General features: G+C 40.4%; 11 protein-coding genes. 4 read left to right on the forward strand and 7 right to left on the reverse strand.

Features of this window, described 5'->3' with window-relative positions; all coding sequences use genetic code 11:
- Window positions 1–11: 11 nt before the first annotated feature.
- From EJ103_RS06585 to EJ103_RS06595, 3 genes are all read right to left on the reverse strand, one after another.
- Window positions 12–620 carry a PilZ domain-containing protein gene (locus tag EJ103_RS06585; protein WP_054982349.1) on the reverse strand — a complete coding sequence of 203 codons (609 nt, stop codon included), beginning with the start codon at window positions 618–620 and terminating at the stop codon, window positions 12–14.
- Between the two features lie 381 nt (window positions 621–1,001).
- Complete coding sequence (locus EJ103_RS06590; RefSeq protein WP_126006606.1) at window positions 1,002–1,769, reverse strand: haloacid dehalogenase type II; 768 nt, start codon at window positions 1,767–1,769, stop codon at window positions 1,002–1,004.
- On the reverse strand, window positions 1,769–2,419 hold the full coding sequence (locus EJ103_RS06595) for a peroxiredoxin-like family protein (RefSeq protein WP_126006608.1): 651 nt from the start codon (window positions 2,417–2,419) through the stop codon (window positions 1,769–1,771). Before EJ103_RS06595 ends, EJ103_RS06590 begins: the two co-directional genes overlap by 1 nt.
- A 120-nt stretch (window positions 2,420–2,539) precedes the next feature.
- On the opposite strand from EJ103_RS06595, the gene EJ103_RS06600 reads away from it, so the two are divergent.
- Window positions 2,540–3,427 (forward strand): LysR family transcriptional regulator, encoded by an 888-nt coding sequence (locus EJ103_RS06600; RefSeq protein ID WP_024032599.1) that lies wholly within the window; start codon window positions 2,540–2,542, stop codon window positions 3,425–3,427.
- Here the strand turns inward: EJ103_RS06600 and EJ103_RS06605 are convergent.
- Window positions 3,407–3,922 carry a DUF2937 family protein gene (locus tag EJ103_RS06605; RefSeq protein ID WP_126006610.1) on the reverse strand — a complete coding sequence of 172 codons (516 nt, stop codon included), beginning with the start codon at window positions 3,920–3,922 and terminating at the stop codon, window positions 3,407–3,409. The two genes, EJ103_RS06600 and EJ103_RS06605, sit on opposite strands and share 21 nt — an antisense overlap.
- A 119-nt stretch (window positions 3,923–4,041) precedes the next feature.
- On the opposite strand from EJ103_RS06605, the gene EJ103_RS06610 reads away from it, so the two are divergent.
- The 3 genes from EJ103_RS06610 to EJ103_RS06620 are packed head-to-tail and all read left to right on the forward strand — an operon-like array spanning window position 4,042 to window position 8,737.
- Window positions 4,042–4,617, forward strand: coding sequence for an RNA polymerase sigma factor (locus EJ103_RS06610; protein ID WP_126006612.1), 576 nt, complete (start codon window positions 4,042–4,044; stop codon window positions 4,615–4,617).
- Complete coding sequence (locus EJ103_RS06615) at window positions 4,614–5,693, forward strand: FecR domain-containing protein (RefSeq protein ID WP_055255352.1); 1,080 nt, start codon at window positions 4,614–4,616, stop codon at window positions 5,691–5,693. The genes EJ103_RS06610 and EJ103_RS06615 overlap by 4 nt, the downstream gene beginning before the upstream one ends.
- An 8-nt stretch (window positions 5,694–5,701) precedes the next feature.
- Complete coding sequence (locus tag EJ103_RS06620) at window positions 5,702–8,737, forward strand: TonB-dependent receptor (protein WP_054982354.1); 3,036 nt, start codon at window positions 5,702–5,704, stop codon at window positions 8,735–8,737.
- A 329-nt stretch (window positions 8,738–9,066) separates the two neighbouring features.
- On the opposite strand, the gene EJ103_RS06625 is transcribed toward EJ103_RS06620, so the two are convergent.
- From EJ103_RS06625 to aceK, 3 genes are all read right to left on the reverse strand, one after another.
- Window positions 9,067–9,510 carry a PA2169 family four-helix-bundle protein gene (locus tag EJ103_RS06625; RefSeq protein WP_004588918.1) on the reverse strand — a complete coding sequence of 148 codons (444 nt, stop codon included), beginning with the start codon at window positions 9,508–9,510 and terminating at the stop codon, window positions 9,067–9,069.
- Window positions 9,511–9,683: 173 nt separating this feature from the next.
- On the reverse strand, window positions 9,684–10,622 hold the full coding sequence (locus tag EJ103_RS06630) for a LysR family transcriptional regulator (RefSeq protein WP_024032602.1): 939 nt from the start codon (window positions 10,620–10,622) through the stop codon (window positions 9,684–9,686).
- A 17-nt stretch (window positions 10,623–10,639) separates the two neighbouring features.
- Window positions 10,640–12,358, reverse strand: a complete 1,719-nt coding sequence (gene aceK / locus EJ103_RS06635) for a bifunctional isocitrate dehydrogenase kinase/phosphatase (protein ID WP_126006614.1) — start codon at window positions 12,356–12,358, stop codon at window positions 10,640–10,642.
- Window positions 12,359–12,528: the final 170 nt, after the last annotated feature.

Here is a 12,528-nt window from a genome sequence, read left to right on the forward strand (position 1 = left end):
GCATATGTCAGCTATTTATCGCCGCTAGAATCATCGTCAATTTGCTCGAGTTCTTGGCGTTTTTTTAGCTGGCGTGTTTGTGCATGTAAGCTGGCTCTGACAACTAATTCTTGGTCTGTGGTTCTTATTGCAGTAAACAGTAATGTGTATTGGTAGTGTTCGCTGTCTTGTTTTTCAACGGCCACAACTTCTGTATAACAGTAGACGGCTGAGGCTTCGTGGTGCAAAAATAGCTTTGTTCTAAATGCTTGGCCTATTGCGTATACATCAGGCGAAGTAAAGCGAATACCGCCTCCGCCGTAGCTATCGCACTGTATGGCGTTATCTTGAGCTTGCTCTGATGCTAAAATGTGGCTCATTATTAAATCGATTTTACGCGACTGTGCTTGTAAAAAAGCCGCCAGCTCTTGTGCTAAATCGCCTAGGTTTCTAAGGGGTCTTAAAGAGGCCTGTTCAAGCTCACTGACTTCGTTAGCTAGCTTAAATAGAGGAGGTATGTCGTCTTCAAGCGCGAGTTGAGATTGCGGCACTAACTGATTTTCTACAGCAAATAAGTTTACTCGAATGCTTTCATTTATTTGAAAGTATTCTTCAAATTCGCTTAATCTTTGACTGTTCATAAATATCTCCACTGCGTATTCATTAAATAGTAGCGTTGTGGGGAGTAAATTGCTAGCAGATAAAAATGCTAAATAGTTTGTTTATAAGCCAGTTTTTAAGAATGTTGATTAGGGCGTGTTGAACTTTGCGGATTGAAATTTGTTTAATCTAGGGGCGATTAAATTGCGGCGCGAGGTTTGTAACCTAGTGGACACGATAACTGCTCCTGCGTTTCGCTTATTTATATGGAATAACTACACTTGATAGGCTCTGCCTTGCCTAAAAACCAAACACACTGCTGCAAATTTAACTATCAAAAATCAACACACCCTAATAAAAAAGCGGCCAATGTCATCCTAACATCGGCCGCTTGGGTATTGATTAATTAGCGCTGGGAGAGCTTATTTAAGTAGAGCGGCTAATTCATGTAAATCTTTCACAACGCGGTCTGGTTTTTTTGCCAGTGGGTAAAGTGTTTTACCTGGGCGGGCGATAAAGGTTGTTTGTAACCCGGCTTCTTTAGCTCCTGCTACATCCCAACCGTGCGCCGCTACCATCATTGCTTCATTTGCTTTTACATTTAATTTTGTCAGCACCCACTCATAGGCACGTAAGTCTGGTTTATAAATTTTAATATCTTCAATGCTGTAACGCGCATCAAAGAACGACATTAATCCAGCGCTCTCAAACTGGGCTTTAACGCCTTTGTTTGAAGAATTTGTCAGACTTACTAACTTATAGCCCTGTGCTTTGAGTTTTGCCAGTCCTTCTTTCACATCTTTGTGAGGAGGTAGGGTTAAAAGCGGGGTGACAATGGCTGTTTTTGCTTGTTCATTAGTAATGGCTATGTTGTTATTTTTGGCAACCATGCGCAGCGACGCAACGCCAATTTGCCCAAAATCGTGATAATTGCCACTTACGGTATCAACGAGTGAATGATGCAACATGGTCGAAAACCAAAGCGGTAATAAATCCTCACGCCCGCCAAGCGCTTTACCAATAGAGGTGCGCATGGAGGTTAAATCTAACAAGGTTTCGTTTACATCAAAAATAAGTACTTTAGGTTTCACTTGTGCCTGTGGCTCCTCAGCCATAGCGTAGCCAGAGGCAAGGCTAGAACCAACAAGTAGTGATAGGGTAAGGGTTTTTAACGATTTTAAAATAGACATTAGTGTTGCTCCGATTCAAGGGCTGCCAATACATCAGTAGGCTCTGCGCGTAGGGTATAGTCTTCGTTTAAAAAGGCATACGTAATTATGCCTTTTTGGTTAATTACATAGGTTGCAGGTAAAGGTAATTTATAACTTTTATTGCCGTAGTACTTTTCAAAATCAATTCCAAACTGGCTATAAAGCGCCACAATACGCTCGTCTAAAGTAAACAGTAAACCAAATTGCTCGGCCACCTTGTTATTAATATCTGAAAGCACATCGAATTCAAGGGCATTTTTTTGTGCGCTAGATAACGTTTCGTCGGGTAATTGTGGCGATATCGCAACTAACTGCGCATTGTGGGTTTTAAATTCGGGTAAGTGATCATTAAGTGCTTTTAGCTCTAAATTACAATATGGACACCAGTTACCACGGTAAAAGCTAATTATTACCGGGCCATTATTTAATAAATCAGCGAGCTCAACTTGCTCAGCGCTATGATTGTTTAAGCTGAAATTGCTTACTTTAGCGCCTACCTGTAGCGCATTATTTTTTATATGCTGAGCAATGAGCTCTTCATTTGTCTGCGCCATAAGGGCTAATACATCGCCAGGTAGCTTCGCTTCTTTTTGCACGTTATAGGCATCAATCTGTGATTTTAAACTCATTATTAAATCTCGAATATAACTGTATGGCGATTATGGGTGTTTTAGTTATTTAAATATATATTGCAAAACTGAAAGCTTCATTCGAAAATATTAAACACCAAAAACTGCCTAGCCAAATGTATGTATAATTTAAGTGACCTAGAAACATTTATTGCCGTAGTAGAAAATAAAGGGGTGCTTGCAGCTGCGCGTGAGCAACGTTTGTCGCCGGCAACAGTAAGCCACAGGCTAAGCAAGCTCGAGCGTGAGCTTTCAACCGTGTTAGTGTTTAGAGACAGCAGACGAGTAAGGTTATCGCCCGCCGGTGAGCTATTTTATCATCGCGTAGGGGCTATTATAGAAGCCTTGCACGATGCAGAGCACAGCATTGGCGCACGAAGCTCTTCGGTGAGCGGGTTATTACGTGTGACTATGCCACCGTGGGTGTTTTCAAAGTATGTTATGCCTAAGTTGACCGAGTTTGAAACCCAATACCCACAGCTAAAGCTCGACTTTTTAATTACTGATCATTTTGTCAATGTGGTCGATGATGCACAAGATGTGGCAATTAGAGTAGGGCAATTAACCGATTCTGGCCTGCTTTCTCGCAAAATTGTCAACAACTCCCGTATTTTATGTGCAGCGCCAAGTTATATAAAAAAGCATGGTATGCCTTGTACACTAAGCGAACTGAGCACGCACTATTGGGTGTGTTTACCCTGGCAAAGGCAGTTAAAGCTGTATGATGAAAATAATAAAATACACACCTTTAATGCCAAAACGCGCTTTACTATTTCTAATTCCGATAACATGACGCAAGCAGCGCTTGCCGGACATGGCATAGCTATTAAATCTAAAATAGCAATTAACGATGAGCTAAGTGCCGGAAACTTAGTAGAGGTGATGCCCAATGTAATGGCCCAAAGCGACGCGCCGGTGTGGTTTTTACGGCCTCAAAATAGCTTAACAACCCGTAAAACCGAGGTGTTTTATGAGTTTATGAAGTCTTTATTTGCCAGCTATGAATAAGCGGTAATACCCGCGCTTAATAATGAACAAGGTTACAAAGCCAATAAGCTCAGCAAAAATAGCAATAATAATGGCGCTGACAAGCGCTGCTATTATGGAGTCTTTTTTTAACACTATTTGCCCTTCAAAGCGTTGCCATACTTGCTTTTTAATGGTGAGAAAGTCGCTGGTTAAAGTAAATAAATAGGGCGATTGGTTAAAGTTATTAACTGCCACTTGTAAAGAGTGCTGGCGATTATTGAGGCTTTTAATATGGGTAGCCCCTTTACCAACAATATCATCACCAATATTTTCATAGTGGGCAATTAACTTGTTTAAATCGTTGTTAAAGTAGTTTTGAGCATCTTTTTTAAACGGGGCTAATGCGTTATTCGCTTCAATTAAATGTGCATCTAAAGCGTGCCCAAAGTCGCTTACAAAGGCTGGTATTTGTACCCCTAATAGTAAACCTGCTGCAAAAAAACTGAGCCTTATGTAATCTAATAATTTACTCATTTGATCTCCTGTTTACTCAAAACCCACCTAAACAACGCTAAATTAACATTTGCGCTTGTTTTTATGCCAAAAACTCGTAATCTATCGGTAATAAAAATAACAATAGGCCTATGTTAAGGATGACTACCAAAGTAAATATGACATCAACGTTTGTTGATATCACTAAGCAGTTAAAACGCTTTGTGTCGCGTATTGTACAGCCCGATGACGTAGAAGACATTGTGCAAGAAACCTTTATTAAAAGCTACGAAGCTGATTTAAAACAAGATATTCAGTTTAGACGCAGTTACATGCTTAAAACTGCAAAGCACTTAGCGCTTAATCATATAGCCAAGTGGGATAACAAGTTTAATGACTCGTTAGAGCACAACGCAGAATTACCCCCGCTGCTTAAATCCTCACAACTTGAGGATGAGTACACCTCAAAAGAGCGTTTTTTACTTTTTTGCAGAGCAACGGATCAACTAAATTCTTCTATCCGTAAATGTTTTATATTTAAAAAAGTGTACGGTATGAGCCAAAAAGAAATCGCCCAGCACATGCAATTAAGTGAAAGCACAGTAGAAAAACACATTGCCAAAGGTTTATTACAAACCATGTTATACATGAAAGAACATGAACAAAATCATAACCAATCTGCGGCACATAATTCTGCTTGTAATTCGGCTCTATCAATTGAGAGGGCAGCAAAATGAGTAATGTTCATCAATTTACATCAAAAGATTTAATTTTAGAAAAAGCCTGCCAATGGATCAGCGCAATTGATAGGGGCTTAAGCGAAATTGAAAAAGAGCAATTTAAGCTTTGGATGATGCAAAGCACCGCCCATCAAGATGCCGTCTACGAACTTGCGCAGCTATGGGATGAATTGTCCGTATTAAACGAGTTAAGCAGTTTATTTCCGCATAGAAGTGTAAAACAGCCCCAGAAAAAAAGATGGGCGTTTTCTAGTGCGATTGCCGCGAGCTTATTTGCAGCATTAATGGTGTGTAGTTACTTATTAATTAACCTTGAAAACGGCTACAACGAAGAGCTGGCTAAAATAAATTACACCAAAATATATACAACGAAGGTGGGCGAACAAGCCACGTATGTTTTACCCGACGGCACCATAGTGCAATTAAACACGAATAGCCTATTAGAGGTAGCTTATAGCAAAGGGCGTCGTCAGTTATTACTGAGCAAGGGTGAAGGGCGTTTTAATGTAGCAAAAGATGCATCGCGCCCATTTAGTGTGATGGCTGGCGATAAGAGCTTTACGGCACTTGGTACTGTATTTAATGTACAACGCAATACCTCTTCTGATTTAGAGCTGGTTGTAACCGAAGGGAAAGTGATGATCACCGACCCAAGTGTTGCGGTAAGTGCCAACGATTTTAAAGACTACCAACTGGCTGATAATAACGCTAAAAAAGTACGTAAAATCAATGCCAATATTGTTATCTCTGGTGAAAAAGCAATTATAGAGCAAAGCATTACTAAACCTATCACACAGCTTTCTGTGGATGATGTACAGCGTGATTTAGCGTGGCAAAATGGCATGTTAATTTTTAATGGCGAGCATTTAAGCGATGCATTAAATGAAGTGAGCCGCTACACCTCTACCCGTTTTGAGCTTTCAAGCGATGAGCTTGCCAATATAAAAGTGGCGGGTGTATTTAAAGCTGGCGATGTTGAGGGGCTACTTGAGAGTTTACAGACTAACTTTGCAATTGAGCATGAGCGTTTAGGTGAACATATGGTGAGCCTAACACAGCAAACTAAATCATAAGAAATGTTATGCATATCAAACAAATGTTAGGTGAAGTTGCATCTTTAAATGTTATTAGTAAAAAAAAGTTTAAAAAAAAGATAAAAAACTATAGAGGAATTTTGTTTGTCAGCTGTTTATATAAATTGCGCAGTAACCAAACGCATTTATTTAGTGGTTTAAGTGTACTTGCTCCGGCTATTTTTAGCTTGAGTGTGCAAGGGGCAACACAGACCACTGGGCAAATGGTGCAATTTGATATACAAGCGCAGCGAGCAGACAAAGCCTTAATAGAATTTGCTAAACAAACAGAGCAAACCGTGGTGTTTTCTTATGAGTTGGCAAAAAATTACCAAGCAAATTCGGTTTATGGTTTTTATACCCAATTAGATGCACTGCAAGCATTATTAAGTGGGACTGAGCTCGATGCGGTTGTTGATCAAAATGGTTTACTGAGTATAAAACTCAAACAAATCAATAGGAAAGATAACAACATGATGAAGCTTTCAGGGGTTAGTGCAGCTGTATTACCAGCATTGCTTGCAGCAAATTCACACGGTGTGAATGCAGCAGAGGATGTTGCACAAGAGAAAATAGAAAAAATTGCTATTGTAGGTAGCCGCGTAGCAGGGCGCTCAGTAGAAGATTTACCCGTACCCGTTGATATTTTAAGTGCTGAAGCACTTGAAAACACAGGCCAAACCGAAGTTGGCCGTATGTTGCAATCTATTGCACCTTCATTTAACTTTTCAAGCTCGTCAATCAGTGACGGCACTGATGCCTTACGACCTGCAACACTGCGTGGTTTAGGGCCTGACCAAACACTTGTGCTTATTAATGGTAAGCGCCGCCATCAGGCAAGTATTATTCATATCAATACCTCAGTAGGGCGTGGTACCGCAGGTACCGATATGAATGCCATTCCAGCCTCAGCTATAAAACGTATAGAAGTTTTACGAGACGGCGCAGCAGCGCAATACGGCTCAGATGCAATTGCCGGTGTAATTAATATTGTACTAAAAGATGGCAGCGAAGGCGGCAAAGCAGCGGTTAATTACGGCCAATACTCAGAGGGTGATGGCGAAACAGTAAACGTTGATTTTAATAAAGGGTTTGCCCTAGGTGATAGCGGCTACTTAAATGCAACACTTAATTACCGCGACCGCTCGCCTACTAACCGCGCTGGTTTGCACGGCTCGTGTCAGTTTTATGGCTGTACAGAGCTTAGCGACGGTACTTTACTGGCAGGCGATCCGCGTGAACTGACCGCCGACAGAGACACTTTTCGTATTGGCGATGCCGACTCACAACAATTTGGCTTAACCGTTAATACAGGGTATGAGTTAGGTGATGGCGAGCTGTATGGCTTTATTACTTATTCAACGCGCGATAACGAATCAGCAGCGTTTTTCCGTCATAATGCAAATGCGGGCGGTAACCCTGTTTTACAAGACAACGACGCAACTATCCCGTTAGGCTTTTTACCTAAAATTAATACCACAATTGATGATATTTCTTACAACTTTGGTTACAAAACCGACTTTGATAACGATGCAAGTTTAGATGTATCGTATACCTACGGTGAAAACAGCATTGATTACACAACAAGTGACACAATCAATGCCTCGTACGCTAACTTTTTACGTTACGAGCAAGGTTTAAGTGCCGCTGATATTCGCAGTACTATTCCGCGTGAAGCCTATGCCTATGGCATGGAGTTATCACTGCAAACCATTAATATAGATTTTACACAAAACTTTGATGACTACTCACTGGCTATGGGTGCAGAAATTCGTACCGATGAATACCGTATTTTAGAGGGCAGCGAATATGCTTATCGTGATTACGACACCCTTGATGGGGTAAGTATTTATAGTGGTTTAAGTGGCGGTGTAGGCTCTGAAGATGCCTCTGGCGGTACGCAAGGTTTTGGTGGTTCTTCGCCGGCATCATCGGTTGATGAGTCACGCGATGTAATTTCGTTTTACCTTGATGCAGAAACCTACCTAATTGAAGATGTCATTTTATCAGGCGCACTGCGTTACGATAATTACAAAGGCTTTGGCGACACGGTAAACTTTAAGCTTGCGGGTAACTGGGCAATTACTGATGATGTGTCACTGCGTGGTGCATTAAGCTCAGGCTTTAGAGCGCCATCAATGCAGCAATTGTATTTTAACAATATCAGCACACAATTTGTTGTGGCTGAAGACGGCTCATTAGTTGCTGAAGAAGTAGGTACATTCAGAAACGATTCAACCCTTGCACAAAGTTTAGGTATTCCAAAACTTAAAGAAGAAAAATCGCAAAACCGCAGCTTAGGTATTGTCTACAACGTAACGGATAACATTAATGTTACTGTGGATTACTACTCAATTGATATTGACGACCGCATAGTAATTAGTAACCGTTTAGGTAAAGGGCTTTCTTCAAGCCTAGATGCTGCATTAATCAGCTCAGGCGCAGGTGCAGGGCAGTTTTTCTTAAATGGTGCAGATACCGAAACTTCGGGTATTGATTTTGTAGCTACTTGGAATACCGAAGGATTAGGTGGCACGCTTGATTTTACTTTAGCAGCTAACTTTACTGAAACTGAGGTGGTGTCGTTATTTACGCCATCGGGCTCAGGGCTTGAAACCGTACCTGTTGAAGATGTTTTCTCTGATCAAGAAATTTCAATTATTGAAGAGTGGCAACCAGAAGATCGCATCAACTTAAGTGCGCTTTACCAGCGTGGAGATTGGACTGTGAACCTTTCACTTAACCGCTTTGGTGAATACACAGTAGAAGATGGCGGACGCCAAACCTACGGTGCAGAAATTTTAACTGACGTTAAAGTTAATTACTTCGTGACTGAAGATTTATCTGTAAATATTGGTGCAAATAACTTATTTGACGTGTACCCAGATAAAAACACCATTGGTAACTCACGCTCGGGCACAATTGTAGATTCAAATGGCAATACGATTGTAAGCAGCGATGGGGTATTTGAATACTCTCGCCGTTCAGCGCCATTTGGCTTTAATGGTGCTTATTACTATGTAGGCGCAGAATACCGTTTTTAATAAATAACACTCCCTTATGTTATTTAAGTTCAAAGGGCCGTAAGGCCCTTTTTTTGTATTTAGGCTTTTTAGTATTTATTTCTCAACCGCGATTTTATTGTGTTGCGCCTTACCTCAGCGTTAAATTATACCAATTCGCTTAATTAAACATTATTACGGATTGGTTTAACCCCTGTATGGCTTTGATAATACTAAATGTGGCATTTTGGACTTGGCTATACATAGCAGGGTTTAAACTGGGTGTTGCAATTATTGGCTTATAGCCTTAAACCTTTTAATAATAAAAAACCCAGCGGCTAGGCTGGGTTTTAAATATATGCATTTGAAAATTAATGCTTTTGCATACGGCTCATTTCGGTGTGGCAGCTTTGCATCGTTAGCAAGGTTTTCGCTAAGGCTGCTTCACAGTCGGCTGGCTGTGGTTTATCCATCGCTGCTTTAATTTCTTCAAGGGTTTTATCTTCTACCTCTTCAAGCTCTTTAACGTATGTTTTATCGTTATGAGAACTAAATGAAGTGAGTAGGGCTGTGTAAGCTCTGCGTGCTTCTACAGCAAAAGAAGAGCCGTCTTCACGCTCACCTTTTTCGTTAACTGCATAAGGTTGTAAGCGCTCAACACTTACTTTTCGTGCGTCAATCATGCGTTGAAATAATGCGCCAATGGCTGGGTCTTCAACTTTCTCTTGCGCTTTTTGATAAAAATCAATGCCACTGTTCATTACTTGGATGATGTCAGTAATATGAGTTGCTTCTGTTCCTTGATGGGTATTCATAATGACCTCTCTTTACATGAATTTAAGTTTCATAGTAAATAGAGCAAAGGCCATTCCAGTTTTATTTTAATTTTTAACATGCTGAAATAGTTAGCTATTTTATTTATATTCAAACTGCAAGGCTATTTAAAATAAAACAACCTCGCAAATTTTACATGGCTTTTGTAATAAGGTTATTTAAGCTCATCCGCCACTTCGGCTACTTTTTGGCGTAACCAAATATGACTTGCATCGCGATGCAGTAAAGGGCTCCAGATCATATCTAGTTCAAAAGGTGGTATAGGAAATGGAGGCTCTAAAATTTTAAGGCCTGCATCATCTAAGTAAATATTGGCAGCCTTTGAAGGTAAGGTCGCCACTAAATTTTGCTCTTTTGCTAAATGAATGGCTACGTGGTAATTACGGGTAAACGTGGCAATATTTCGGTGTTTACCAAAATGGGCAAGTGCTTCATCTACCCAACCTAGCTTTTGTACATCTTTAGGGTCCATACCTACGCCAACCCCAAAGCCGGTTTTACTGACCCATATATGGCGGGCTTTTAAATAGCTGTCTAGGCTAAAGTTTTCGATAATTGGGTTGTCGGCTTTTACTAAGCAGCAAAAGCTGTCTTTCCATATACGTTTATGATGAAAAGATTGCGGAAGGTTTTCAAAGCGGTTAATTGCCATATCCACTTTACCATTTTCAACATCATGAAACGTTACATCACTAGGCGTAAGTATATCTAAGGTTGTATCGGGCGCTTCTTCATGAAGTTTACTTAAAAGCTTTGGCGCTAATGTACTGGCTGCATAGTCACTGGCCATTATTCTAAAAACACGTTTACTTTGGCTGGCTTCAAATTCGCGATTAGGTGCGAGGGTTTCTTCTAGGGTCATTAATATACCGCGAATAACCGGTTGCAGCTCTATAGCACGCTCTGTGGGGACCATACCTTCACTGGTACGTACCAAAATTGGGTCGTTAAACAAGTTTCTTAAACGCTTAAGGCCGTTACTCATAGCGGGTTGAGTAATACTTAACTGGTTAGCGGCGCGGGTTACGTTACACTCACGTAATAGGGTGTCGAGGTAAACCAGCAAATTTAAATCTATTTTACTTATGTTCATTGTGTGTCCTTTAACGCTTACCAGTGATGAATAAAGCGTTGTGCTGTCGGGTATGGGTATATGTGACTAACATGACCCTTTTTTATATTTTGCTGAGCTTGCTTCCAAAAACTAACATCAACAAGCTCGGGGTGTGTACTGAGCAAAAACTGTTTGTACTTTGGGTTTGGCATAACAAAGGTACAAAGTTGCTCAGGAAAAACATCTTGCGGCGCAACTGAGTAACTTTGTTCATCAGTTAAGTAATCATCATAGCTTTTGGCCTTAGGTAAGGCCCTAAAGTTCATATCTGTTAGGTATTGAACCTCATCGTAGTCGTAAAAAATAATGCGCTTGTGTTTGCTTACCCCAAAGTTTTTAAGCAGCATATCGCCTGGGAAAATATTTACCGCAATCATTTCTTTAAGTGCTTGGCCGTACTCTTCTATTGCATCGGCAGCACTTTCTTCGCTGGCGTTTTCTAAAAATAAATTAAGCGGTGTCATGCGCCTTTCAATATATAAATGCTTGATAATAAGCCACGGGCCTTCAATTACCATAGATGAGCCAATGGTTTTATGTAGCTGTGCCAGTAAATTACTATCAAAGCGTGCCAAAGGAAATACGACGTTAGAGTATTCTATGGTATCGGCCATGCGGCCAACCCGATCATGGCTTTTTACCAGTTGATAGCGTTTAAGGACGGTATCGCGGCCAAACGGTTTGCTTTCGCCAAACTTATCTTTAATTACTTTAAATACATAGCCAAAAGAGGGCAGCGTAAATACCATCATAACCATGCCTGGTGTGCCTGGCGCTATAATAAAGTTATCGTCTGAGTGAGACAAGTGATGTAAAAATTCACGGTAAAACTCAGTCTTACCTTGTTTATGAAACCCAATGGCATTATAAAGCTCAGCGAGTGTTTTATTAGGCATAAGTTGATTTAAAAATCGCACCATGGCTGAGGGCGCATGGGTTTCAACCATAAAATAAGCCCGTGCAAAGCCAAAAATCACCCGCATTTGCGATGATTTGGTTAATAGCGCATCGAGGTATAAGCCTTTATTTTCATGGTGCAGTACTGCAATAATAAAAGGCTGCACACCACTTTGAGAGACCACACGGCCGACTATGTAAGCAGCTTTATTACGATAAAAAGGGGTGTGCAAAATATCAAAGCGCATTTGCCAAGGCTGGTGGTGAGTGTCGGGCGCTTGTTTGTAAAATGCCTTTACGAGCAAACGTATATCCCGCTCTAAATTTACAAACGGGGCTTTAAAATCAAAATGCTCAATAATGCGTTTTATTGTGGGCTTTAAACCATCAACCACTGGAAAGTAGCTGCGGTACTCTGCCTCAACAGGAATGGCTGGGGCATCTTTTAATGTGGCTTGTACAAATATAAAGTCGTTATGAAAATAGCGTCTGTGGTACAAACGGCAAAATACTGAGTTATAAAATGTTTCGGCAAGTTCAGCTTGAGGGTGAAAGCATAAAAAGCGCTGGAACAGTATTTTTACTTCAAGCCAAAGCTGCTCATCTAATTGCTCAGTTAACTGTGCTTGTTTTAATGCTTTAGTGGTTTCGTTTACTCTGTCATCGTAGTAACTAATACGCAGTTTACTAATTTCATTAATTTGCTGCCAATCGCGCTTTGCAAAGGCAAGCGGGGCTTGGGCGGTGGTTTTTTGAAACAGCTGATAATGCTTTTTAAAACCTGTTAAAATTAATTCAGCTATGTGGCGTGGCTGCATAAACACTCCTTAAAAAAGTGTATATAACGATTTTAGTACAGCATTTATAAATGTTAGTGGTGCTGTAGTGTTATACACGTTAGAGCTTTAACTCTATAGTTGTTAAGGTTATGTTATTTTAAGTTTAAAACCAAGGTAAATATTCTCAGTTTTTATACTTTTAGCTTAAA

The organism is Pseudoalteromonas sp. Xi13 (assembly GCF_003952205.1).
Lineage (GTDB): Bacteria > Pseudomonadota > Gammaproteobacteria > Enterobacterales > Alteromonadaceae > Pseudoalteromonas > Pseudoalteromonas atlantica.

What these genes read in the sequence shown, in the direction of transcription:
- EJ103_RS06610 (WP_126006612.1), top strand. Translation starts at nt 4,042, where the DNA reads ATGACTACCAAAGTAAATATGACATCAACGTTTGTTGATATCACTAAG.
- EJ103_RS06585 (WP_054982349.1), bottom strand. Translation starts at nt 620, where the DNA reads ATGAACAGTCAAAGATTAAGCGAATTTGAAGAATACTTTCAAATAAAT.
- EJ103_RS06605 (WP_126006610.1), bottom strand. Translation starts at nt 3,922, where the DNA reads ATGAGTAAATTATTAGATTACATAAGGCTCAGTTTTTTTGCAGCAGGT.
- EJ103_RS06625 (WP_004588918.1), bottom strand. Translation starts at nt 9,510, where the DNA reads ATGAATACCCATCAAGGAACAGAAGCAACTCATATTACTGACATCATC.
- EJ103_RS06620 (WP_054982354.1), top strand. Translation starts at nt 5,702, where the DNA reads ATGCATATCAAACAAATGTTAGGTGAAGTTGCATCTTTAAATGTTATT.
- EJ103_RS06615 (WP_055255352.1), top strand. Translation starts at nt 4,614, where the DNA reads ATGAGTAATGTTCATCAATTTACATCAAAAGATTTAATTTTAGAAAAA.
- aceK (WP_126006614.1), bottom strand. Translation starts at nt 12,358, where the DNA reads ATGCAGCCACGCCACATAGCTGAATTAATTTTAACAGGTTTTAAAAAG.
- EJ103_RS06590 (WP_126006606.1), bottom strand. Translation starts at nt 1,769, where the DNA reads ATGTCTATTTTAAAATCGTTAAAAACCCTTACCCTATCACTACTTGTT.
- EJ103_RS06600 (WP_024032599.1), top strand. Translation starts at nt 2,540, where the DNA reads ATGTATAATTTAAGTGACCTAGAAACATTTATTGCCGTAGTAGAAAAT.
- EJ103_RS06630 (WP_024032602.1), bottom strand. Translation starts at nt 10,622, where the DNA reads ATGAACATAAGTAAAATAGATTTAAATTTGCTGGTTTACCTCGACACC.
- EJ103_RS06595 (WP_126006608.1), bottom strand. Translation starts at nt 2,419, where the DNA reads ATGAGTTTAAAATCACAGATTGATGCCTATAACGTGCAAAAAGAAGCG.